The organism is Streptomyces sp. HUAS MS02 (assembly GCF_055702265.1).
Map to the genome: position 1 here is coordinate 9,371,562 of NZ_CM146747.1, position 21,718 is coordinate 9,393,279.

20 protein-coding genes and 1 pseudogene are annotated in these 21,718 nt (G+C 72.3%); 13 read left to right on the forward strand and 8 right to left on the reverse strand.

All coding sequences use genetic code 11. The annotated features are described in order from the left end of the window. The first annotated feature begins 16 nt into the window (after window positions 1-16). Window positions 17-865 carry a GNAT family N-acetyltransferase gene (locus ACZ9QC_RS40480; RefSeq protein WP_472917676.1) on the forward strand — a complete coding sequence of 283 codons (849 nt, stop codon included), beginning with the start codon at window positions 17-19 and terminating at the stop codon, window positions 863-865. Here ACZ9QC_RS40480 and ACZ9QC_RS40485 read toward each other — a convergent pair. Next, on the reverse strand, window positions 843-2,042 hold the full coding sequence (locus ACZ9QC_RS40485; RefSeq protein ID WP_472917677.1) for an acyltransferase family protein: 1,200 nt from the start codon (window positions 2,040-2,042) through the stop codon (window positions 843-845). The two genes, ACZ9QC_RS40480 and ACZ9QC_RS40485, sit on opposite strands and share 23 nt — an antisense overlap. A 229-nt stretch (window positions 2,043-2,271) precedes the next feature. On the opposite strand from ACZ9QC_RS40485, the gene ACZ9QC_RS40490 reads away from it, so the two are divergent. After that, complete coding sequence (locus ACZ9QC_RS40490) at window positions 2,272-3,066, forward strand: GNAT family N-acetyltransferase (protein WP_472917678.1); 795 nt, start codon at window positions 2,272-2,274, stop codon at window positions 3,064-3,066. 7 nt (window positions 3,067-3,073) lie between these two features. Here the strand turns inward: ACZ9QC_RS40490 and ACZ9QC_RS40495 are convergent. The 3 genes and pseudogenes from ACZ9QC_RS40495 to ACZ9QC_RS40505 form a co-directional block, all read right to left on the reverse strand. Next, window positions 3,074-4,040 (reverse strand): annotated as a pseudogene (locus ACZ9QC_RS40495) (GNAT family N-acetyltransferase). A gap of 59 nt (window positions 4,041-4,099) precedes the next feature. Next, on the reverse strand, window positions 4,100-4,363 hold the full coding sequence (locus ACZ9QC_RS40500; protein WP_472917679.1) for a GlsB/YeaQ/YmgE family stress response membrane protein: 264 nt from the start codon (window positions 4,361-4,363) through the stop codon (window positions 4,100-4,102). Between the two features lie 87 nt (window positions 4,364-4,450). Beyond that, the gene (locus tag ACZ9QC_RS40505) at window positions 4,451-4,990 is read right to left on the reverse strand and encodes a nucleoside/nucleotide kinase family protein (RefSeq protein WP_472921948.1); all 540 of its coding nucleotides are present in this window, start codon (window positions 4,988-4,990) and stop codon (window positions 4,451-4,453) included. A 311-nt stretch (window positions 4,991-5,301) separates the two neighbouring features. Here ACZ9QC_RS40505 and ACZ9QC_RS40510 point away from each other — a divergent pair, with 311 nt between their 5' ends. Further along, window positions 5,302-6,072 carry an ArsR/SmtB family transcription factor gene (locus tag ACZ9QC_RS40510; protein WP_472921949.1) on the forward strand — a complete coding sequence of 257 codons (771 nt, stop codon included), beginning with the start codon at window positions 5,302-5,304 and terminating at the stop codon, window positions 6,070-6,072. Between the two features lie 66 nt (window positions 6,073-6,138). Here ACZ9QC_RS40510 and ACZ9QC_RS40515 read toward each other — a convergent pair whose 3' ends face one another. Beyond that, entirely contained in the window at window positions 6,139-6,588 is a 450-nt protein-coding gene (locus ACZ9QC_RS40515; RefSeq protein ID WP_472917680.1) for an SPW repeat protein, read from the reverse strand. A 327-nt stretch (window positions 6,589-6,915) separates the two neighbouring features. On the opposite strand from ACZ9QC_RS40515, the gene ACZ9QC_RS40520 reads away from it, so the two are divergent. Then, a complete protein-coding gene (locus ACZ9QC_RS40520; RefSeq protein ID WP_472917681.1) occupies window positions 6,916-8,115 on the forward strand; it encodes a MerR family transcriptional regulator in 1,200 nt (399 codons plus the stop codon). On the opposite strand, the gene ACZ9QC_RS40525 is transcribed toward ACZ9QC_RS40520, so the two are convergent. Then, the gene (locus ACZ9QC_RS40525) at window positions 8,049-9,410 is read right to left on the reverse strand and encodes a cryptochrome/photolyase family protein (protein WP_472917682.1); all 1,362 of its coding nucleotides are present in this window, start codon (window positions 9,408-9,410) and stop codon (window positions 8,049-8,051) included. The two genes, ACZ9QC_RS40520 and ACZ9QC_RS40525, sit on opposite strands and share 67 nt — an antisense overlap. 333 nt (window positions 9,411-9,743) lie before the next feature. Between ACZ9QC_RS40525 and ACZ9QC_RS40530 the strand changes: the two genes are divergently transcribed. Continuing rightward, a complete protein-coding gene (locus tag ACZ9QC_RS40530) occupies window positions 9,744-10,241 on the forward strand; it encodes a MarR family winged helix-turn-helix transcriptional regulator (RefSeq protein ID WP_472921950.1) in 498 nt (165 codons plus the stop codon). A gap of 158 nt (window positions 10,242-10,399) precedes the next feature. Further along, a complete protein-coding gene (locus tag ACZ9QC_RS40535) occupies window positions 10,400-12,598 on the forward strand; it encodes an MMPL family transporter (protein WP_472917683.1) in 2,199 nt (732 codons plus the stop codon). A gap of 45 nt (window positions 12,599-12,643) precedes the next feature. Here ACZ9QC_RS40535 and ACZ9QC_RS40540 read toward each other — a convergent pair whose 3' ends face one another. Beyond that, window positions 12,644-13,558 carry a LysR family transcriptional regulator gene (locus tag ACZ9QC_RS40540; protein ID WP_472917684.1) on the reverse strand — a complete coding sequence of 305 codons (915 nt, stop codon included), beginning with the start codon at window positions 13,556-13,558 and terminating at the stop codon, window positions 12,644-12,646. A gap of 143 nt (window positions 13,559-13,701) precedes the next feature. Between ACZ9QC_RS40540 and ACZ9QC_RS40545 the strand changes: the two genes are divergently transcribed. The 6 genes from ACZ9QC_RS40545 (at window position 13,702) to ACZ9QC_RS40570 (ending at window position 19,286) form a co-directional block, all read left to right on the forward strand. After that, on the forward strand, window positions 13,702-13,779 hold the full coding sequence (locus ACZ9QC_RS40545) for a putative leader peptide (protein WP_351405193.1): 78 nt from the start codon (window positions 13,702-13,704) through the stop codon (window positions 13,777-13,779). Between the two features lie 148 nt (window positions 13,780-13,927). After that, on the forward strand, window positions 13,928-15,037 hold the full coding sequence (sfnG, locus tag ACZ9QC_RS40550; RefSeq protein WP_472917685.1) for a dimethylsulfone monooxygenase SfnG: 1,110 nt from the start codon (window positions 13,928-13,930) through the stop codon (window positions 15,035-15,037). Between the two features lie 13 nt (window positions 15,038-15,050). Continuing rightward, window positions 15,051-16,268, forward strand: a complete 1,218-nt coding sequence (locus ACZ9QC_RS40555) for an acyl-CoA dehydrogenase family protein (RefSeq protein WP_472917686.1) — start codon at window positions 15,051-15,053, stop codon at window positions 16,266-16,268. A 59-nt stretch (window positions 16,269-16,327) separates the two neighbouring features. Further along, complete coding sequence (gene ssuE / locus ACZ9QC_RS40560; protein ID WP_472917687.1) at window positions 16,328-16,882, forward strand: NADPH-dependent FMN reductase; 555 nt, start codon at window positions 16,328-16,330, stop codon at window positions 16,880-16,882. Window positions 16,883-16,886: 4 nt separating this feature from the next. After that, window positions 16,887-18,119, forward strand: a complete 1,233-nt coding sequence (locus ACZ9QC_RS40565) for an SfnB family sulfur acquisition oxidoreductase (protein WP_472917688.1) — start codon at window positions 16,887-16,889, stop codon at window positions 18,117-18,119. Between the two features lie 24 nt (window positions 18,120-18,143). Continuing rightward, entirely contained in the window at window positions 18,144-19,286 is a 1,143-nt protein-coding gene (locus tag ACZ9QC_RS40570) for an LLM class flavin-dependent oxidoreductase (RefSeq protein ID WP_472917689.1), read from the forward strand. Window positions 19,287-19,310: 24 nt separating this feature from the next. Here the strand turns inward: ACZ9QC_RS40570 and ACZ9QC_RS40575 are convergent, their stop codons facing one another. Continuing rightward, entirely contained in the window at window positions 19,311-20,354 is a 1,044-nt protein-coding gene (locus tag ACZ9QC_RS40575; protein ID WP_472917690.1) for an acyl-CoA dehydrogenase family protein, read from the reverse strand. A gap of 431 nt (window positions 20,355-20,785) precedes the next feature. Here ACZ9QC_RS40575 and ACZ9QC_RS40580 point away from each other — a divergent pair, with 431 nt between their 5' ends. Continuing rightward, window positions 20,786-21,673, forward strand: a complete 888-nt coding sequence (locus tag ACZ9QC_RS40580) for a glycoside hydrolase family 19 protein (protein ID WP_472917691.1) — start codon at window positions 20,786-20,788, stop codon at window positions 21,671-21,673. The last annotated feature ends 45 nt before the right edge of the window (window positions 21,674-21,718 follow it).

The window sequence follows — 21,718 nt, forward strand, 5'->3', positions numbered from 1 at the left end:
GCGAAGGAGCGCAGAGATGACCTCTCCGGGCCATCAGGACCTCGTCGTCACCCGGGCCGGCGTCGACGACTGGGCGGTGGTCGCCCGATGGGCGGGGGACGAGGGCTGGAACCCGGGTCTGTCGGACCCGGCGTGCTTCTTCGCACAGGACCCCGAGGGCTTCTTCATCGGCCGGCTCGGCGGGGAACCGGTCTCCGCCGTCTCCGTCGTCACCTACGGCGACGACTACGCCTTCCTCGGCTTCTACCTGGTCCGCCCGGACCTGCGCGGCCAGGGCCACGGCCTCACCACCTGGAAGACCGCGCTCGCCCACGCGGGCGACCGCACCGTGGGCCTCGACGGCGTGGTCGCGCAGCAGGACAACTACCGCCAGTCCGGCTTCGAGCCCGCCCATCGCACCTTCCGGTACTCCGGCGTGGTGCCGCGGACCGCCGTATCGGGCGATGTACGGCCCGTCGACGACGCCCGGCTCCTCGCGGCGTACGACAGCGCCTGCCACCCGGCCGACCGCCCCCGCTTCCTGGAGCGCTGGCTGACCGCCGACGGACACCGGGCCCTCGCGCGGATCGTCGACGGGCGGCTGACCGGCTACGGCGTCATCCGGCCCGGCCGGGACGCCCTGCGCATCGGACCCCTGTTCGCCGACACCGCCGCGGACGCCCGCGCGCTGTTCGCCGGGCTCGCCGCCGAGGCCGACGGCCGTGAGCTGGCCGTCGACGTGCCGGAGCCGAACAGGGCCGCCGTGGCGCTCGTCGAGGAGTACGGGCTGACGCCGTCCTTCGAGACGGCCCGTATGTACACCGGCCCGATCCGGCCGTACGCGGCGGAGCGGGTCTTCGGGGTCACGACCCTGGAGCTCGGCTAGGGGCCTCCTGCCGGGCCTCAGGGGAAGCCTCCCGCCGGGCCTCAGGGGAAGCCTCCGGTCGGGCCTCCGTGGAGGCGGGAGCGGCGTCGCCCGGCGGGGCGGCGTCGCTCTTCCTGAACGCCCACTCCATGCGTGGCTCGACGACACAGCGGAGCGCGGCCCGTACGGGGGAGGTGCACAGCAGCGTGATGCCGCCGACCGCCACCGCCGTGACCGTGAGTTCCCCGAGCGGGGTGTGCAGCCACTCGACGGCGTACCAGTCCCGGAAACGCGCCCACTTGATCACGAAGCCGTGCAGCAGATAGCCGTACATCGTGCCCGCGCCCAGCGCCGTGAACCACAGGTGCCTACCCGGCACCCAGGCCAGGAAGCATGCCGTCAGCAGCACCGCCAGAGCGAACAGGGCGGGCGTGGTCAGCAGGCCGGCCCAGCGGGTGACGCCCTGGCCGGTGACGCTGCCCCGGTGGTAGAACCAGCCCGCGTCGAACCACGGAGCCACCCCGTACGCCACCACGAGCGCCCCGAGACCGACCGGGAGCAGCGACAGCCGTACCCGGCGCGTGCGCAGCCGTTCGAAGTGCGAGGGCCGCAGGGTCAGGCCCAGCACGAAGAACGGCAGGAAACCCAGCACCCGCTGGATGGAGACGTCGCCGCCGAGATCCGGTGAGACCGCCGCCAGCGTCGCCAGGGCCAGCGCGACCGGCAGGGGGTGACGCAGCATCAGCCACAGCGGTGTGGTCAGCCGCCAGACGAAGAGCGCGACCAGGAACCACATCACGTACCAGGGGTCCAGCAGGCTCAGCGGATAGCCCGGGTCGTCCTGCGCCCACCGGTAGAAGAGCGTGTACGCCGTCTCGAACACGACGTACGGCAGGGCCACGCCCGTCAGCAGCCGTTTCAGCCGGCCGGGCGCCATGTCGAAACTCCGCGAGAAGTACCCGGAGATCAGGGCGAAGGCCGGCATGTGGAACGCGTAGACCGTCAGGTAGGCGGCCGTGGCCGCCCGACTGCCGTACGTCAGCGGCTCCCACGCGTGCCCGCAGGCCACCAGGACGATGGTGAGGTACTTCGCGTTGTCGAAGTACGGGTCCCGTGAGGTCCGCCCCGCCCGGGGTGCCTTCCCCTCGGGTGGGGCGGCGGGGGAGGGGCGGGGGTGCTGCACCACGTCTTCGGGCATCGCTGCGAGGTCTCCGGACGACGACGACTGAACCCGGACCGCCTGCCCCCTCCCGCCGGTCCCAGTCGTCCTCGACCGCATCACCGAGGGTTTTGGCGTGGAACCGCCGGTGGGATTCCCGCCCGCCCGACCGCCTCGGGCTCCGGGACCCGCCCCTAGCACCACCGAGTGGCGAGAAAGCGGATGAATTCCGTTGCCAGGGCGAACGACTGGTGATGGAGTGAGCACCATGGATCACGCTGCTGTGCTGGCACTGTTCGACCGGGACATGCGAGAGGGCGCCCGCCCCGACGGGCCCGGGGCCCGGATCGAGCGCGTGGGCGGGGTGGTGCGCCAGGTCGGTTCCGAGCAGGGCTGGAGCGGTGTCGTCTGGTCCGACCTGGACGAGACGGGCGCGGACGCGGCGATCACCGAGCAGATCCGGTACTTCTCCGGGCTCGGACGCGACTTCGAATGGAAGCTGTACGGCCACGATCTCCCCGTCGACCTGGGCAGACGCCTGCGCACGGCCGGTTTCACGCCCGCTCCGGAGGAGACGCTGATGGTCGCCGAGGTCGCCGACCTGACCCTCGACGTCGAGCCGCCCGAGGGCGTACGGATCCTGCCGGTCACCGACCGCGCGGGCGTGGACCTGGTGGCCGACGTCCACGAGAAGGCCTTCGGCACGGACAGCTCCCGGATGCGTCACCAGTTGCTGGCCCAGCTCACCGGCGACACCGAGTCGGTCGTGGCCGTCGTGGCGCTCGCCGGGGACGTACCGGTGAGCGCTGCCCGGATGGAGCTGCTGCCCCACACCCGTTTCGCCGGGCTCTGGGGCGGTGGCACCGTCGAGGGCTGGCGCGGCCGGGGTGTCTACCGGGCCCTGGTCGCGCACCGGGCCCGCGTCGCGGCCGACCGCGGCTACCGCTACGTCCAGGTCGACGCGTTGGCCCGCAGCCGCCCGATCCTGGCCCGCCTGGGGTTCGAGCCGCTCACGACCACCACGCCGTACGAGTACGCGGTGGGCAGCGCGGCCGCGGCCTGAGTACCGGTCACAGGTCGAGCTGGTACTCGATCGCCGAGTGCGTCGGCCGGTGGCCGAGCGCGTCGTTGACCTGGCGCATGGGGAGGTTCTCCTCGGCGGTGTCGGTGAGCAGAGCCAGGTCCGGGGCCAGGGCGTGGCCGATCGCCTCCGCCTTCATCCGCGGCCCGAGACCGTGGCCCCGGTGCTCGGGCAGCACGGCCGTGCCGTAGTGCTGCCCCTCGCCCTTGCCGTCACCCCAGGACCAGCTCCGAGAAGCCGACGACCGTGCTGCTCGACGTGTGCACGGCGGCCACCGGGTGCAGCGTGTCGCCGCGCCGCGTGATCGCCTCGGCGGCCGCCACGACCCCCTCGACGTCCCAGACGACCTTGCCGTAGTCGGTGTCGCCCATCGGCATGTTGTCCATAGCGCGGCGCGGGGCGGCGTAGGCGCGGGCGACCTCAGGCGGTACGACGCCCGGCCCCCGGGTCAAGTGGTGGCCCGGGCAGGGTTGTTCGAGGATCCGGGTGAGGTGGTCCGGGTCGATCCCGGCAAATTCGAGCCGGGCGTACGTCAGGGTCGGCACCCGGCGAAAGCCGCGCGCCGCGAGGAACGCGTCGCAGGGGGAGCCCCGTTCGGCCTGGGCGATGACGGCGCGGCGCCGGTCGTACCGGGCCGAGACGATCGCCGCGTCGAGCAGCGCCGTGCCGACGCCCCGCCGCCGCTCGGCCGGGTGCACGGAGACGTCCAACTCCGCGAGATGGGTCTGGCCCTCCTTGGTGAACAGCCGCAGGAAGGCCGTCCCGAAGGGAGTGCCGTCCTCGCCGGTCGCCAGCCAGGCGAGCCGACGGCTCGACGGCTCGACGGCTCGACGGGGTGACGGCTCGACGGGGTGACGGGGTGACGGGGTGACGGCGGGGTCGGTGAGGTGGGTGACGCCCGGGACAACGGGCCTCCGGGAAGGTCGGGGCGAACGGGCGGCGCCCGGCGACGCCAGCCGCCGGGCGCGATCACCCGCAACGAGATTCCGGGCGCCCGCCGTCGCTCCCGGGCCGCTCAGCGGCGAGCCCGGCCGCGGTCCAGTGCCACGATTCCCAGGGCCGCCAGGGCGATCTGGATCAGCCACTCGATCCAGTCGACGCCGCCGGTGTCGGCCACACCGATCCCCGCCGCGATCGCAGTGCCGATCAGCGCGGCGACGATGCCCACGAGGATCGTCAGCAGGATGCCGACGCGCTGCCGACCCGGTATGACGAGCCGGCCGAGCACGCCTATGACAATGCCGATGACGATGGCGCTGATGATGCCGTCGATCTCCATATGAACTCCGCCCCTTGTCGTCGGGATCCCCGCAACCGTGCGAGTGCCCTTCGAACGCGAGTGCAGTCCGTTTCCGTTTCACCTTCTTCACGGGCCCGGCACCCATCCCGTGACGGCGAGCGCCTCCGCCGCGATGTCCATGACGGTGCGCCCGTCCGTCGGGACGCGGACGGTGTCCGCCGGCGCCCGTTCGTCCAGCAGTCGTGCCTTGCGCGCGCTGCCGGTCAGCTCCCGCTCCAGCTCGGAGCCGATCTCCCGCCCCCGGAGCCGTCGCTCGGTCGTCTCGTCCGAGGCGGTCAGGAGCACCCGCATGATCCGGACGTCGGCGCCCATGGCCCGCCGGAACGTGTCCGCCGTCCCGGAGAGCACGCTCAGGGTGTTCGTGTAGACGAGCCGGCGGTGACCGAGGGCCGCGTAGTTGCCCCACACGGCGGTGAGGTTGCGCTCCACGATCGCGGCGCGCTGCGGATCGTCCGCGGGCGCCGGGTGCACCTGCCCCATGAAATCGCCCTCGATGAGGGCGTGCGGGACCTCGGCGACCCGCAGCCGGTCGGAGATCTCCCAGCCCACGGTCGACTTGCCGACCCCGGCCCGGCCGCCGATGAGCAGCACCTCGGCACGATCCATCTGGTCCACCATCTCCGTGAAGCCGAGGCTGGGATGCCTCTGGCAGTGCAGGGCCCTGCGGATCACCGCCGCCGGGTCGCCCTCGTGGTACGGCCGTTCCGAGGGCACGATGCCGTCGAGGACCTCTTGGTAGCGCACAGCTTACGGACGTCGACGGGGAAGGGGCCGGTGACGCCCAGCAGGTCCGAACCCGAGGTCACCAGGGCGCTGAAGGTTCGGCTCACGGCGACAGTGTGCGGTGGCCCTCGACGATTGACATGCAGGTAATTACCTGCATAACGTGGGGTGTGCGATCAGAGAGCGATCCCGGTATGGACAAGGTCTTCAAGGCGCTGGCCGACGAGACCCGCAGGAAGCTGCTGGACCGGCTGCACGAACACAACGGCCAGACCCTGGGTGAGCTGTGCGCGCGGATCGACATGGCGCGGCAGTCGGTGACGCAGCACCTGGGCGTCCTGGAGGCCGCCAACCTGGTCAGCACGGTGCGGCGGGGGCGGGAGAAGCTGCACTACCTCAATCCGGTCCCGCTCCACGAGATGCAGGAGCGGTGGATCGACAAGTTCGAGCGCCCCCGGCTGAGAGCGCTCGGTGCCGTGAAACGACGAGCCGAGGAAGCCATGACCGACAAGCCCGCATTCGTGTACGTCACCTACATCGCGAGCACGCCCGAGCAGGTCTGGGAGGCACTGACCAGTGCCGATCTGACCGCCGACTACTGGGGGCACCGCAACGAGTCGGACTGGCGGCAGGGCTCGCGCTGGGCCCATGTCCGCACCGACGGCTCCGGTGTCGAGGACGTCGTCGGCACGGTCGTGGTGAGCGAGCCCCCGACCCGGCTGGTCACCACCTGGGCCTCCCCGGAGAACGAGGGCAAGGAGGAGACCTGCTCACGGGTCACCTTCGACATCGAGCCGCACGCCGACATCGTGCGGCTCACCGTGACCCACGAGGATCTGCAGGACGAGGGCGCGCTCGCCGAGGTGTCCTTCGGCTGGCCCGCGGTGCTGTCCAACCTCAAGTCGCTGCTGGAGACCGGCCGTGTCCTGCCGCAGGAGCCGTGGAAGGTGCCGGCCCGAGGGTGAACGGCGACGGCCGGTCCGCCTGAGCGGATCGGCCGCCGTTACCCCTCGCGGGCGTTCTGGTCACCCCTACGGGGTGCGGCCCCCTCGGGTGCCGCCCTTGGCCGCGACGCCGGCGCACATCAGGCCCAGCAGCAGGGTCAGGCAGCCGATGATGATGTTGTTGACCACGACACCGGCGTCCGGGCTCTCGCCCACGATCCATGGCGAGATGATCATCCACACGCCCAGCACGCCCATGGCCCAGCTCAGGCCGTACATCCTCTCCGGCGCGGCGGTGAAGCCGAGGGCCAGCAGTCCGATCGCGATGCCCACGATGAGGTTGTGGGGCACGAGCGCGGGCTGGCTCGTGGTGAAGTGGAGTATCCACGGGGACACGGCGCAGTACAGACCGAGCAGGAACACCGGTCCGTCCACGAGCGCCACGTCGCGACCGCCGAGCATGCGGGCGTACCGGGCCTGCATTTCGGGTGCGTCGGGGTGACTGGAGATGTCACTCCTGTGTGAGAGGTTGGCCATGAGTCGACTCCTTTGAACTCCGCAGGCCTGACCGCGTCTGGTGGGGTATGCGGTAAGCGCCGCGTACGTTCATTCTGCGCTTATTTTGCCTTTATGTGTAGTGGTCGGGACGGAGTGGACCATGGGGATGACGGCCGTCCCCGAGGGGCGCCGACCGCACCTCGGGGACGGGCCTGGACGGGGCCGCGCCCTCGACCGGCAGTGGCCCGGTCGTTCGGCCCCGCCCGTTCACCACTTCCGTGGGAACCGGCCCTTCGGATGCAGGGGCGGCGATCTCGCCGTATCGGGCTTCAGTTCGCACCGCTTCTGCATCGTATAGTCGCCCGCATGGGTGCATACGGGGAGGAAAACCCTGCCGATCCGGGACTCACCAGCGGGGCCCTCGCCCGCAGGCTGGGCGTGTCGCCGACCACCTTGCGTTCCTGGGACCGCCGCTACGGCATCGGGCCCGCGGTGCGCGCCGACGGCCGGCACCGGCGCTGGAGCCCGCGGGACGTGACGGTCGTCGAGGCGATGTGCCGGCTCACCGCGGCGGGGGTGCCACCGGCCGAGGCGGCCCGCGCGGCGAAGGAGGGGGCCGGGGGCCGCAGTGCGGAGGAAGACCCCGAACGTACCCGGACGCCGGACGGCGGGCGGCCCCGGCCGTCCCGCGCCGCCGGCCCGCCCGCCCCGGGGGACCTCCGCAGGGAGTGCCGGGGCCTCGCCCGCGCCGCCGTACGCCTCGACGCCCCGGCGGTGGAGGAGCAGCTGGCCGAGGCCGTCGAACGGTACGGGCTGACGGTCGCCTGGCAGGAGGTGATGGTGCCGACCCTGCACGCGGTGGGCCGCAAATGGGCCTCCTCCGGGGACCGCTACGTCGAGGTCGAGCATCTGCTGTCCTGGCACGTCTCCACCACTCTGCGCCGCCACACCCGGCCGCCCGCGCCTCGGCACGACACCACCGCGCCCGGACCGGTCGTGCTCGCCTGCGTGCCCGGCGAGCAGCACACCCTCCCGCTGGAGGCCCTCAACGCCGCCCTCGGCGAACTCGGCCTGCCCACCAGGATGTTCGGCGCGGCCGTCCCCGCCGAGGCGCTCACCTCGGCGGTCGACCGGCTCGGCCCGGTGGCGGTCGTCCTGTGGGCCCAGGCCCGCTCCACGGCGAGCCTGCCCCTCGCCCGTCATGTCGCCGCCGCGCGCTGGGGCGTGAAGGGCGCCCGACGGCAGCCGCTCGTCGTGCTGGGCGGCCCCGGCTGGTACGGGCACCCCGCGCCCGGCACTGTCCGGCCGTCCTCGCTGGGCGACGCGGTGGAGGTGCTGTCGGGGCTGCGGGGACAGGTGGACCGGCCGGAGCGGCGGTCCTCCGGCGCCGGAGCGGCCGATCCGGAGCGCCGGGAGCCGGAGCCTCGGGAGCCGACGTCTCGTGATCCGGGCGCTCGTGATCCGGAGGCTCGGGAAGCGGAGCCTCGTGATCCGCGGCGTCAGGATGCGCGTCCCCGGAGGAACCGTTCCCGTCCCTCGGCCAACTCCACGATCGGCTCCGGATAGTCCAGCGCCGCACGGTCCAACCCGAGCAGCTTCCACGGCTCGTGCACCGCCGGCCCCGCGACGTCCGCCAGCTCGGGCACCCAGCGCCGTACGTACTCCCCCTCCGGGTCGTACCGCTTCGCCTGGGTGACCGGGTTGAGGATCCGGTTGGGGCGGGTGTCCGTGCCGGTCCCCGCGACCCACTGCCAGTTGAGCTGGTTGTTGGCCACGTCGCCGTCGACGAGAAGATCCAGGAAGTGCCGGGCGCCCACACGCCAGTCGACGTACAGCGTCTTGGCCAGGAAGCTCGCGGTCAGCAGACGGCCGCGGTTGTGCATCCAGCCCTCGTGGCGCAGCTGGCGCATGGCCGCGTCGACCACCGGATACCCGGTGCGGCCCTCCCGCCACGCCTCGACCTCGTCCGGAGCGGATCGCCAACGGTCGTGCCGGGCCCGGTAGTCCACGGACGCCGCCGCCGGCCGCACGGCCAGCACCTGACGGTTGAAGTCCCGCCACGCGAGCTGCCGTACGAACGCCTCGGCACCCGGGCCGCCCGCCCCGCGCGCCCGGTGGACCAGTTCGACGGGGGAGAGGGTGCCGAAGTGCAGATGCGGTGAGAGCCGCGAGGTCGCGTCGCCCGCCAGGTCGTCGTGCCGGTCCTCGTACGCCGCGATGCCGGACCGCAGCCAGGCGGTGACCCGCGCGCGGCCCTCCGTCTCACCGCCGGCCGCCAGCTCCGGCGACAGGCCGGACAGTTCCGCCCGCGAGGGCGGTTCCTCCGAACCGATCCCCTGCGGCACCCGTACCGTCCGCGGCGCGGCCAGCGGGTCGCGCAGCCGCTGCCGGGACCAGTGCCGGAAGTACGGCGTGAACACCGAGAAGTGGTCCGACGAGGCCGGAGTCACCGCCCCGGGATCCACGGCGGTCGTCACCGTCTCGTGCACGTGCAGCCGTACGCCCTCGGCCTCCAGGGCGCGCCGCAGCCGCTCCTCGCGCCGCTGGGCGTACGCGCCGGCGTCGGCCGCCAGATGCACCTCGTCGGCGTCCGCCTCGGCGGCCACCTTGCACACCTCCTCCACCACGTCGCCGGAACGCACCACCAGCCGGCCACCCCGCTCACGCAGTCCCGCGTCGAGGTCACGCAGACAGTCGGCGAGGAACGCGAGCCGGTTGGGCACGGCGAACCCGGCCGCGGCCACGGCCCGGTCGCGCACGAACAGCGGGACCACCTGCCGCGATCCGTCGAGCGCCGCGCGCAGCGGCGGATGGTCGTGCAGCCGCAGATCGGAGGTGAACAGGACGACCGAGACGTTCATGGACGGGCTCCGGAGAAGGGAAGCGGGAGAGGAAGAGGATCGAACGGGTTGGGCGCATCGGATGGATCGAATGGATCGGGTGGAATCGGATGGATTGGACGGATCAGGCGGATCGGATGGATTGGATGGATACGGATCGGGCGCTCACGGCCGTGCCGCCGCGCACGACTGCGTCGCGGGGGCGCGCCCCACCGGAGCGCGGTCGCGCGCCCCGCGTCCGGCGTCGCGGCCCTCGACATCACTTCCACCGCGACGGCCGACACGGATGCGCCCGGGGGCATCGCCGCGCGTTCGGGTGATCGGTACGGCGACTACGCTGACCGCGTGGCCACAGTGAACGATCCCGCTCGGCAGCCGGGGAACGACGGGGGCGCCGCCTCCGGGGCGCCGACCGACCTGCACGCCTTCGCCGTGGCGCTGCGCCGGATGAACGGCGAGATCAACCGGCTGGTGCACGCCTTCGCGGGCGACCACGGACTGCACGCGACGGACGTCCAGGCGCTCGCGGCGATCCTGGACGCGGAGGCGCCCATGACGCCGAAGCGGCTGCGTGAACACCTCGGGCTGACCTCCGGCGCGGTCACGGCGTGTGTGGATCGGCTGGAGCGCGCCGGGCACGTCCGCCGGGTCCGGGAGAGTGCCGACCGCCGGGTGGTCCACCTGTACTACGCGGCCGACGCGCGAGGGGCGGCCCGCACCTACTTCCGGCCCCTCGCGGCGGCGACCGAGGCCGCGCGTTCCCGGTTCACCGCCGAGGAACTGGCCGTCGTCCTGCGCTTCCTCGCGGCGATGAACGAGGAGCTGGGCGCGGGCGCCGAGCACTCCCACTGAACCGGCCCCCGCCGGGCCGACCACCCCCTGCTGAACCGGGCGACCGCCGGTGCCTCTACGATCAGGCCGCGAAGTAACTCAATGATTGAGATTGTTTTTCGTTGAGTCATCTGTTTGGGTCATTCGTCGAGGCAACACCGCCCGGACTCTGGAGCACCATGTCCCCCACCCCGCGACGCGCCCGTCGGCTCGTCCCCTTCCTGCTGATCGTCGTCTGGCTCGTCGTCGGAGGAGTCCTCGGCCCGTACGCCGGACGTCTCGGCGAGGTAGCCACCAATGACCAGGCCGCGTTCCTGCCGCACAGCGCCGAATCCACCGAGGTCGTCTCCGCCCAGCGGGCCTTCCGGCAGGACGAGACGCTGCCGGCGGTCGTCGTGTGGACGGGCGACGGCCTCGCGGAGCGGCGCGCCTCGGCCGACCGCGTGCTCGCCTCCCTCGCCGACATCCCCGGGGTCACGGGAGAGGTCTCGCCCGCCCTCCTCTCGGAGGACGGCGAGGCGATGCGGGCAGTGGTCCCGCTCAGGCCCGACCTCGGCGACAGGCTGCCCGAGACCCTCGACCGGATCCGTGCCGCCGCCGAACGCCTGCCCGGCACCACCGTCCACCTGGCAGGTCCCGCCGCGAGCCAGGCGGACCTGTCCGAGGCCTTCGCCGGCATCGACGGCCTGCTGCTCGCCGTGGCGCTCCTGACCGTGCTGGTGATCCTGCTGCTCGTCTACCGCAGCGTGCTGCTCCCCCTGGTGATCATCCTCGGCGCGGTGTTCGCCCTGGGCCTCGCCTGCGCGGTCGTGTACGCCCTCGCCGACCGGGGCGTGGTCCGCGTCGACGGGCAGGTCCAGGGCATCCTGTCCATCCTCGTCATCGGCGCCGCCACCGACTACGCCCTGCTCCTCACCGCCCGCTTCCGTGAGGAACTCGCCGACCGCGCCGACCGGTTCACGGCCATGCGGGCCGCGCTGCGGCAGTCCTGGGGCGCGATCGTGGCCAGTGCCGCGACCGTCGCGCTCGGCCTGCTCGCCCTGTTGCTCAGCGACCTCACCAACAACCGGGCGCTCGGGCCGGTCGGCGCCATCGGCATCGGCTGCGCCGTCCTCGCCACGCTCACCTTCCTGCCCGCCGTCCTGGTCGCCCTCGGCCGCGCCGCCTACTGGCCCGCCCGGCCGGGCGCCCGCACGGCCGCCGCGCGCCGCGGCGAGGGGGTGTGGCTGCGGGTCGCGGACCTCGTCGACCGCGCGCCGCGCCGGGTGTGGGCCGTGACCCTGGTCGTCCTCCTCGCCGGCGCCGCCTTCGCCCCGACCCTCACCTCCAAGGGCGTCCCCCTCGACGAGACCTTCGTGGGCGGCGCCCCCTCCGTCGCCGCCCAGAAGACGCTCGGCGAGCACTTCCCCGCGGGCTCCGGCAACCCCGCCGTGGTCGTGGCGGACGCGGACCGGCTGGAGCGCGTGCTCGTCGCCGCCCGCGACACCGACGGCGTCGCCGCGGCGACGGCCGTCGGCGGGTCCGGCCGCCCCGGCGGCGAGCCGCTGGTCGTCGACGGTCGGGTTCGCGTCGACGTCACCCTCGACGCCGCCGCGGACAGCGACGCCGCGAAGCGGACGGTGGCCCGGCTGCGGACGGCCCTGCACGCCGTGCCCGGCGCGGACGCCCTCGTCGGCGGCTACACCGCACAGCAGTACGACACCCTGCGCACCGCCGAACGCGACCGCACGCTCATCGTCCCGGTCGTCCTCGCCGTCATCCTCCTCATCCTGATCGGCCTGCTGCGCTCGCTGCTGCTGCCGGTGCTGCTGGTCGCCACGGTGGCCCTGAACTTCCTCGCCACGCTGGGCGTCTCCGCCCTCGTCTTCAAGCACCTGTTCGGCTTCACCGGGACCGACCCGTCCGTCCCGCTCTACGGGTTCGTGTTCCTGGTGGCACTGGGCGTCGACTACAACATCTTCCTCATGTCCCGGGTCCGCGAGGAGTCACTGCGGCACGGCGTACGCCAGGGCGTGCTGCGCGGGCTGGTCAGCACGGGCGGGGTCATCACCTCCGCGGGCCTGGTCCTGGCGGCGACCTTCGCCGCGCTGGGCGTGATCCCCCTGGCCTTCCTCGCCCAGATCGCCTTCATCGTGGCCTTCGGCGTCCTCCTGGACACCCTCGTGGTGCGCTCGCTGCTGGTGCCGGCACTGGTGCGGGACATCGGGGAGCTGGCCTGGTGGCCGGGGAGGGTGGGCTCCGGCGAGGCGGCCGACGGTGGCGGGACGACCGTCGACGGGGGTACGACCGACGGAGGCAGGACGCCCGACGACGGCAGGACGCCCGAGGACGGCGAGTCCGCGGACCGCGACGAGGCGGGTCACCACGCCGGCCGGTGAGACTGGATCGCGCCCGGGCGGGTCATGAGCCCGCCCCGGGCCGGGTCATGAGCTGGCCCGGGCGCCCAGCGTCCGCGCCCTCCGGACGAACGCCTCGTGCAGATCCCGCGCCCCCTGCGGTACGGAGTCCGCTCTGCGGCGCTGGAGCATCAGCAGCACCCGCGTCGTGTCGTCGGCGATCGGCCGGTGGACAAGGGCGCCGCACCGTTCCAGCGGGTCGCCGATCACGCTGAAGTCCGGCAGGACGGTCGCGCCGAGCCCTTCCGCGACCATCAGTTTGCCCATCTCGGCGCCGTCGGTGGAGTACGCGAAGGCGGGGTCGCGGCCGTCGAGGAGCCGGTGGACGTAGCGGTGCATGACGTACCCGGAGCGCATCCCGATCAGCGGCACGGCGAGCAGGTCGTCCACCGACACCGCCGCCCGGCCCGCCAGCGGGCTGTCCGGCCGGAGGACCACCACCGGCCGGCCCCGCAGCAGTTCGGTGGTCTCGAACGCGGCCGGTACGTCGTCACCGTCGAGGTGATTGACGAGCCCGAGGTCGAACGACCCCTCCAGCAACGCCCGTTGGATGTCGGTCTGCTGGGCCCCGACCACCTCGACCTGGGTCAGCGGGTGGTCGGCGCGGAAGTCACGGATCACCGGGATGAGCAGTGGCACGGTCGCCGCGTTGACCGTGCCCAGGCGGACCATACGGCTGATGCGGTGCTGCTCGCCCGCCGCGGCCCGCAGCCGGTCCACAGCGTCCAGCACCCCGATGATGTGCGGCAGCAGCTCCCGGCCCGAGGCGCTCATCGTCGCTCCGGACCGCTTGCGCTCCAGCAGATCGACCCCGAGTTCACGCTCCAGATTCCGTACGGTCTCGCTCAACGCGGGCTGGGAGAGCCGTAGTTCGTCGGCGGCCCGGCGCAACGAACCGAGCCTGGTCACCGCCGTGATGTATTCCAGCTGTTCCGTTCGCACGGCAGCAGAATGCGTGCCGATTTCCGGCGCGTTCAAGGGTTTCCCTGTCACACCTTCGTGAAATTCAATGGTCCGGGATACGAGACCGGTCGGGTTCTCCTTGACGGCCGTCGACGGCGGCTGCCACGATCGAGGGCATGAAGATGCGACTGGACCTCACGCGGCGACGCCATGTCGACCTCGCGCGCGTCTCCAGCGCCTCCTGTCGCGCCGCGGCCTGATCAACCTCCACGATCCGCCGCGCTTTTCCGCATTCCCCGCTGAATTCATCGCGCCCGCCCACCCCGTGCGGCGTCCGCGTGTTCACGGTATTTCCGTGCGCCCCCTGAATTCAGCGTGCCCGAAAACATTCCGCGACAGGAGTTCCGCATGCCCGCCGCGCCCGTGAAATTCGCCTACTGGGTCCCCAACGTCAGCGGGGGACTCGTCACCAGCAAGATCGAGCAGCGCACCGACTGGGGGTACGACTACAACCGCCAACTCGCCGTCCTCGCCGAGAACAACGGCTTCGAGTACGCCCTCAGCCAGGTCCGCTACATGGCCAGCTACGGCGCCGAGTACCAGCACGAGTCCACCGGCTTCAGCCTCGCCCTGCTGCTCGCCACCGAGCGGCTGAAGGTCATCGCCGCCGTCCATCCCGGTCTGTGGCACCCCGGTGTGCTCGCCAAGTTCGGCGCGACCGCCGACCACCTGTCCAACGGCCGCTTCGCCGTCAACGTCGTGTCGGGCTGGTTCAAGGGCGAGTTCACCGCCCTGGGCGAGCCCTGGCTCGAACACGACGAGCGGTACCGCCGCTCCGAGGAGTTCATCACCGCGCTGCGCCGGATCTGGACCGAGGACCACGCCGAACTCGCCGGAGACTTCTACCGGTTGCGCGACTTCTCGCTCAAGCCCAAACCCCTCAACACCCCCGAGCGACCCCACCCCGAGATCTTCCAGGGCGGCAACTCCACCGCCGCCCGCGCCATGGCCGGCCGGGTCTCCGACTGGTACTTCTCCAACGGCAAGGACTTCGACGGGGTCGTCGAGCAGATCGAGGACGTCCGCAAATCCGCCGCCGAGGCAGGCCGTACTGCGCCCAAATTCGGCCTCAACGGCTTCCTCATCGCCCGCGACACCGAGGCCGAGGCCCGCGACACCCTGCGGGAGATCGTCGCCAAGGCCGACACCGAGGCCGTCGAGGGATTCGGCGCGGCGGTGAAGCAGGCGGGACAGTCCACGGGCGACCGGAAGGGCATGTGGCAGGACTCCGGCTTCGAGGACCTCATCCAGTACAACGACGGCTTCCGCACCGGCCTCATCGGCACCCCCGAGCAGATCGCCGAGCGGATCGTCGCCTACAAGCGACTCGGCGTCGACCTCTTCCTCCTCGGCTTCCTGCACTACCACGAGGAGGTCGAGTACTTCGGCCGGCGGGTGCTGCCGCTGGTGCGCGAACTGGAGGCCCAGCTCCCCGAGTCCGTCCCCACCCAGGTCTGAGGAGGCCAACGAGATGAGCACCGCCACCCCCATCGACTGGAAGACCGGCCCCGCCCCGAAGACCGCCCGGGAGTGGATCGCCCGCGCCGGTGAGGTCGCCGCCGTCCTCGCCACCGACGCCGCCAGGCGCGAACGCGCCGGGGCCACCCCGTACGACGAGGTCCGCCTGCTCAAGGACTCCGGCCTGGTCACCCTGCTCGGTCCCACCGAGCACGGCGGCGGGGGCCAGGACTGGCCCACCGCCTACCACGTCGTCCGCGAGGTCGCCAAGGCCGACGGGTCCGTCGGTCAGCTCCTCGGCTACCACTACCTCTGGAACTGGGCCGCCCGTCTGGTCGGCACCCGCGAACAGTGGGAGCACGTCGAGGCCGAGGCCGCCCGGAACCGCTGGTTCTTCGGCGGCGCCGTCAACCCGCGCGACCGGGACGTCGTGGTCACCGAGGACGGCGACGATCTCGTCTTCACCGGCCGCAAGTCCTTCTCCACCGGCAGCAAGGTCTCCGACGTCACCGTCCTCGAAGGGGTCCTGGAGGGCACCGACAACCACGTCTTCGCGATCGTCCCCTCCGACAGCGACGGCCTGACCTTCCACGACGACTGGGACAACATCGGCCAGCGGCTCACCGAGAGCGGCGGGGTCACCCTCGACAGCGTCCGCACGCCGTGGTCCTCCGCCGCCGGGTACGTCGACAAGGAGTTCCGGCCGCGCACGTACAACACCCTCAACGTCCCCACCATCCAGCTCGTCTTCGTCAACTTCTACCTCGGCATCGCGGCCGGCGCGCTGGAGACGGCGGCGACCTACACCCGCACCAAGTCCCGTTCCTGGCTGCACGGCGGTCACGAGCGGGCGGTCGACGAGCCGTACGTCATCGACGTCTACGGTGATCTGACCGCGAAGCTCTGGGCGGTCGAGGCCCTCGCCGACACCGTCGCCGTCGAGGGGCAGCGGCTGCACGACGACCCCGACGCCGTCACCGAGCAGGCACGCGGTGACTTCGAGGTCCGGGTTGCCGCGGTGAAGGCCCGTGCCACCGATGTGGCCCTGGAGATCGCGACGCGCGTCTTCGAGGTGACCGGCGCCCGCTCCACCGCCACCTCCGAGGGCCTCGACCGCTTCTGGCGCGACATCCGCACCCACACCCTGCACGACCCCGTCGCCTACAAGCGCCGCGAGGTCGGCCGCTGGGTCCTCGAAGGCGAACTGCCCGAACCCACCTGGTACTCCTGACCGCTCCCCTCCGGGGTGCCCGTCCACACGGGCACCCCGGGTCCCCAGAAAGAGGATCCATGGCCACCGTCCTGTCCGTCTCCGGCAGCCCTTCCGTCTCCTCCCGCACCGCGAAGCTCCTGCGCCACCTGGACGCCCGTCTGATCGCCCAGGGCCACGAGGTCGTGCCGCTCGACATCCGCACCGTCCCCGCCCAGGCCCTGCTGGGCGCGGACTTCAACCACCCCGCCATCGTCGAGGCCACCGAACTCTTCGCGCGGGCCGACGGCGTCGTCGTCGCCACCCCCGTCTACAAGGCCGCGTACTCCGGGGTCCTCAAGGCCCTGCTGGACCTGCTCCCGCAGTACGCCCTCACCGGCAAGACGGTGCTGCCCCTGGCCACCGGCGGCACCACCGCCCACGTCCTCGCCCTCGACTACGCCCTGCGGCCGGTCCTCAGCTCCATGGGCGCCCGGCACATCGTCCCCGGCTGGTTCACCCTCGACAAGGACATCACCGTGGGGGAGGACGGCAAGGTCACGGTCGCCCCGGCCACCGCCGAGGCCCTCGGCCAGGTGGTCGACCAGTTCCTGACCGCGCTGGGGCCGGCACCGGTACTGGCCGCGGCGAGCTGACCCCATGACCGACATCCCCACCGACACCTTCACGGACGTCCTCGGCGGACCCCCGGCCGCGAAGGTCATCGCCGACGACACCGAGGCGCTGGCCGTCGCCGCCGCTCTCGCCCAGGAGTTCCGGCCCGGGGCCTCGGAGCGGGACGCCGAACGGCGCCTGCCGCGCGCGGAGGTGGACCGGCTGTCCGCCTCCGGGCTGCTCGCCGTCACCGTGCCTGCCGCGTACGGCGGAGCGGACGTGAGCCAGGAGACCCTCGCGGAGATCTTCCGTCTCCTCGCCTCCGCGGACGCGAGCCTCGCCCAGATCCCGCAGAGCCACTTCGCCTACGTCAATGTGCTGCGCCGTCAGGGCACCGCAAGGCAGCGGGAGTTCTTCTTCGGCGAGCTCCTCGCCGGGCGCCGCTTCGGCAACGCCCAGTCCGAGGCGGGCACCCGGCACGTCCAGGACATCCGCACCCGGCTGGAACCACGGCCGGACGGTTCCCACCTCCTCGACGGGGTCAAGCACTACGCGACGGGCGCCCTGTTCGCCGACTGGATCCCGGTGCTGGCCCGCGCCGAGCGGGACGCGCTCCACGTCGCCTTCGTGCCCCGGGACGCCCCCGGCGTCACGGTGATCGACGACTGGGACGGCCTCGGCCAGCGCACGACGGCCAGCGGCACCGTGCGCCTGGAGCGGGTACGGGTGCCGGGCGACCGGATCCTGCCGCATCACCTCACCTTTGAGGGCCCCCAACTGCACGGCGCCATGGCCCAGTTGCTGCACGCCGCCATCGACGCCGGTATCGCCGGGGGAGCCCTCGCGGAGGCGGCGGCGTTCGTGCGGACGAAGAGCAGGCCGTGGTTCGAGAGCGGTGTCGAGACGGCGGCCGAGGATCCGCTGCTCGTCCAGCGGTTCGGTGAACTCGCTCTCCAGGTGCGGGCGTCGGAGGCACTGCTGCGGGAGGCCGCGCGGGCGGTGGACAAGGCGGGTGACGCCCTGACGGACGACTCGGCGGCCGAGGCGTCCATCGCCGTGGCGGCCGCCAAGGTGCAGGCGGCCCAGGCCGCCCTGGAGGTGGCGAGTGCTCTGTTCGAGGTGTCCGGCACCCGTGCGGCACTCAACTCGCTCAATCTGCACCGGCATTGGCGGGACGCCCGCACCCACACCCTGCACGATCCGACCCGCTGGAAGCTGCAGCACATCGGCCGGTACGCGCTGAACGGCACCCGCCCGCCCCGCCACGGCCTCCTCTAGCGACCCCTCAGACAGGAGACCCCCGTGTCCCTCACCTTCCACTGGTTCCTGCCCACCAACGGCGACAGCCGCCATGTCGTCGGCGGAGGTCACGGCACCCCCGCCACCGAGTCCGGGCGGGACCGGCCGCCGACGGTCGGCTATCTGAGCCAGATCGCCCGCGCCGCCGAGGACCTCGGCTTCGTCGGCGCGCTGACCCCCACCGGTGCCTGGTGCGAGGACGCCTGGCTGACCACCGCGATGGTGGCCCAACACACCGAACGCCTGAAGTTCCTGGTCGCGTTCCGCCCCGGCTTCGTCTCGCCCACGCTCGCTGCCCAGATGGCCTCCACCTTCCAGCGGCAGACCGGCGGACGGCTCCTCCTCAACGTCGTCACCGGCGGCGAGAGCCACGAACAGCGGGCCTACGGCGACTTCCTCGACAAGGACGACCGGTACCGCCGTACCGGCGAATTCCTGGAGGTCGTGCGGGGGTTGTGGGAGGGCAAGACCGTCGACCTGAGCGGCGAGCACCTCCGGGTCGAGGACGCGAGGCTGGCCCGGCTGCCCGACCCGGTGCCCGAGGTGTACTTCGGCGGCTCCTCGCCGATCGCCGGGGAGATCGCCGCCCGGCACGTCGACGTCTACCTCACCTGGGGCGAGACGCCGGCCCGGGTCGCCGAGAAGATCGCCTGGATCAAGGGGCTGGCGGCGAAGGAGGGCCGCACGCTCCGCTTCGGGATCCGGCTGCACGTCATCACCCGCGACACCGCCGCGCAGGCGTGGGCGGAGGCGAACCGGCTGCTCGACGGCTTCGACCCCGAGACCGTACGGTCCGTGCAGGCCGGACTCGCCCGCAGCGAGTCCGAGGGGCAGCGGCGCATGCTGGCCCTGCACGGCGGCAGCCGCGACGGCCTGGAGATCCACCCCAACCTCTGGGCGGGCATCGGCCTGGTGCGCGGCGGGGCGGGCACCGCCCTGGTCGGCAGCCACGACGACGTCGCCGAGCGGATCAAGGAGTACCACGCCCTCGGCATCGACGAGTTCGTGCTCTCCGGCTACCCGCACCTGGAGGAGGCGTACTGGTTCGGCGAGGGCGTCCTGCCCCGCCTCGCCGCCCAGGGCCTGTGGCGCCATCCCGTCGTGGGGCCGGCGGTGCCCACGGCGCAGGTGCCGTTCGCGAGCTGACGCGTCGCGCGGACCCGGCCCGGTTCAGTACGCCGCCGACAGCGAGGCGAGGTGGGCGCGGCGAACCTCGGGGGTCTGGCCCTGCACCAGGAGGAACATCGCCTCGCGGGCCAGGCGCTGGGCGCGGCTGTCCAGGTCGATGGCGCGTCCGCCACCGGCGACGACCGCCGCGGTCGTCGCCGTGCGCATCAGGTCGAACGCCTTCGTCTTGAGGGCCAGCCGCTCCTCCATGTGCTCGTGCGGCGCCGGATGGTCGGCGAGCGCGTACGCCTGCCGCCGCACCTTGTCGAGCCGCAGCCGGAGCGCCTTGGTCGCGGGGTCGTCCTGGTCGAGCAGGCCGAGGGCCGACTCGGCGACCCCGAACACCGCCGGCGAGGCGTTCGTCGGCTTGGGGCGGTCGCTCGCGGCCCACGACTCGTACGGCGCGTGCAGGGCCACGGCGTCGTCGGGGACCCACAACCCGTCGAGCTGGAGCGAGACCGTACGGGCGGCGGTGAGCGCCGCGAGCCGCATGGGCGCGGAGGCCCGCAGCCCGGTCTGCGGACGGGCCTGTGTGAACGCGAACACCACCTCGTCCGCGTCCGTGACGCCGGCCAGCAGCATCACGTCGTTGAGCCCCCAGCCGGTGTACCAGGGGACCGTGCCGTGGAACCGCCAGCCGCCACGCCGGGGCACCGCCCGGACAGGGACCTGCGGATAGCGCCGCAGATGCGCGTACGCGACGCCGGACAGCAGCTCGCCGGTGGCCAGTTTCCCCAACAGGTTCTCCCGGGCCGGGAGTTCGCACTTCGCGAGGGTCAGGACGGGTGTGTGGTGCTGGGTCTGCACGAACCAGGTGGAGCAGCAGGCCCCGGCCAGGATCTCGGCGGTCTCCCGCGCCACCGAGCCGGGCGCGCCCGCCCCGCCGTACGCCACCGGCGCGCTCACCCCGAGCAGCCCGGACCGCTTGATCGCCTGGATGGTGCTCGCGGGCACGCCCTCCTGGTCGACGCGCTCCGCCTGGGGCGCGAGGACCTCGGCGGCGAGTCCGCGCGCCTGGACGACGAGAGGGTGCGGTGACGTGGTCATGGGGTGATTCTCCCCGGCCCGGGTCCCAAAGATCACATCTTCGGGACCGGAAGATCACACGTTCTCCATCCGCTTCGTATGGCGTGTGACCTGCGCCACGTCGGCCTGTCGTCGGGTCGTCGGGTCGTCGGGTCGTCGGGCGCAAGCGGTTCGGGCGGCTGCGTCTGCAAGTCTTCGTCGTCCCCGGCCCCGATGGGGTCGCCAGCCGTCCGGGTCGCCGAAGTCCTCGACCGCGCGCGGGGGATCGGGAGTTGACTGGTCTACACCCTTGACTGGTACAGACCAACGCGCTTGAGTGTGCCCCACACCCCCCACCACGGCCGCGCCCACGCCGTGGCCGGCTCCGCCGGCACGTGCGCGCGAGGTGCGTCCCAACCATGCCTCCGGGCCCTCGCCCGGGTGCGGCCGTGCTCCACGAAGGAGTTGGTCACGTGTCGAGGCGCCGTATATCCGCCCTGCTGACCGCGCTGGTCATCGGCGGTTCCACCCCCCTGTTGCTGCCCGCCCAGAGCGCGTCCGCGGCTCCCTGTTCGAGCTATGCGAGCTGGGTGGCCGGCCGGTCCTACGTCACCGGCGACATCGTGCGCTACACCGACGGCAGGGCGTACATCGCCGAGCACGACAACCCGGGGTACGACCCCACCATCAGCACCTGGTACTGGGAGCCGTACGCCTGCGAGAACGGTCCCACCAACCCCTCCGGGTTCGTGGTGAGCGAGGCGCAGTTCAACCAGATGTTCCCGAACCGGAATTCGTTCTACACGTACAGCGGTCTGCGGGCCGCCATGAGTGCCTACCCGGCGTTCGCCACCACGGGCAGCGACACCGTCAAGAAGCAGGAGGCGGCGGCGTTCCTCGCCAACGTCAACCACGAGACCGGCGGCCTCGTCCACATCGTCGAGCAGAACACCGCCAACTACCCCACCTATTGCGACTGGGGCCGGCCCTACGGCTGCCCGGCCGGACAGGCGGCGTACTACGGACGCGGCCCCATCCAACTGAGCTGGAACTTCAACTACAAGGCGGCCGGTGACGCGCTCGGTCTGAACCTGCTGGGCAACCCCTGGCTGGTCCAGAACGACGCGGCCGTCGCCTGGAAGACCGCCCTGTGGTACTGGAACACCCAGACCGGTCCCGGCACCATGACCGGCCACAACGCCATGGTCAGCGGTGCCGGCTTCGGGCACACCATCCGCAGCATCAACGGCTCGCTGGAGTGCGACGGCAAGAACCCCGCGCAGGTGCAGAGCCGGGTCAGCGCGTACCAGCGGTTCGTCCAGATCCTCGGCACGTCGGCGGGCGGCAACCTGTACTGCTGACGGGATCCGGTCGTGCACGCCCGGCTGCGTGGGAGACTGCGGCAG

Excerpts from the sequence above, each read along its gene's own strand:
- ACZ9QC_RS40480 (WP_472917676.1), top strand. The coding sequence starts at position 17 with ATGACCTCTCCGGGCCATCAGGACCTCGTCGTCACCCGGGCCGGCGTC.
- ACZ9QC_RS40485 (WP_472917677.1), bottom strand. The coding sequence starts at position 2,042 with ATGCCCGAAGACGTGGTGCAGCACCCCCGCCCCTCCCCCGCCGCCCCA.
- ACZ9QC_RS40490 (WP_472917678.1), top strand. The coding sequence starts at position 2,272 with ATGGATCACGCTGCTGTGCTGGCACTGTTCGACCGGGACATGCGAGAG.
- ACZ9QC_RS40500 (WP_472917679.1), bottom strand. The coding sequence starts at position 4,363 with ATGGAGATCGACGGCATCATCAGCGCCATCGTCATCGGCATTGTCATA.
- ACZ9QC_RS40505 (WP_472921948.1), bottom strand. The coding sequence starts at position 4,990 with ATGGATCGTGCCGAGGTGCTGCTCATCGGCGGCCGGGCCGGGGTCGGC.
- ACZ9QC_RS40510 (WP_472921949.1), top strand. The coding sequence starts at position 5,302 with ATGGACAAGGTCTTCAAGGCGCTGGCCGACGAGACCCGCAGGAAGCTG.
- ACZ9QC_RS40515 (WP_472917680.1), bottom strand. The coding sequence starts at position 6,588 with ATGGCCAACCTCTCACACAGGAGTGACATCTCCAGTCACCCCGACGCA.
- ACZ9QC_RS40520 (WP_472917681.1), top strand. The coding sequence starts at position 6,916 with ATGGGTGCATACGGGGAGGAAAACCCTGCCGATCCGGGACTCACCAGC.
- ACZ9QC_RS40525 (WP_472917682.1), bottom strand. The coding sequence starts at position 9,410 with ATGAACGTCTCGGTCGTCCTGTTCACCTCCGATCTGCGGCTGCACGAC.
- ACZ9QC_RS40535 (WP_472917683.1), top strand. The coding sequence starts at position 10,400 with ATGTCCCCCACCCCGCGACGCGCCCGTCGGCTCGTCCCCTTCCTGCTG.
- ACZ9QC_RS40545 (WP_351405193.1), top strand. The coding sequence starts at position 13,702 with ATGCGACTGGACCTCACGCGGCGACGCCATGTCGACCTCGCGCGCGTC.
- sfnG (WP_472917685.1), top strand. The coding sequence starts at position 13,928 with ATGCCCGCCGCGCCCGTGAAATTCGCCTACTGGGTCCCCAACGTCAGC.
- ACZ9QC_RS40555 (WP_472917686.1), top strand. The coding sequence starts at position 15,051 with ATGAGCACCGCCACCCCCATCGACTGGAAGACCGGCCCCGCCCCGAAG.
- ssuE (WP_472917687.1), top strand. The coding sequence starts at position 16,328 with ATGGCCACCGTCCTGTCCGTCTCCGGCAGCCCTTCCGTCTCCTCCCGC.
- ACZ9QC_RS40565 (WP_472917688.1), top strand. The coding sequence starts at position 16,887 with ATGACCGACATCCCCACCGACACCTTCACGGACGTCCTCGGCGGACCC.
- ACZ9QC_RS40575 (WP_472917690.1), bottom strand. The coding sequence starts at position 20,354 with ATGACCACGTCACCGCACCCTCTCGTCGTCCAGGCGCGCGGACTCGCC.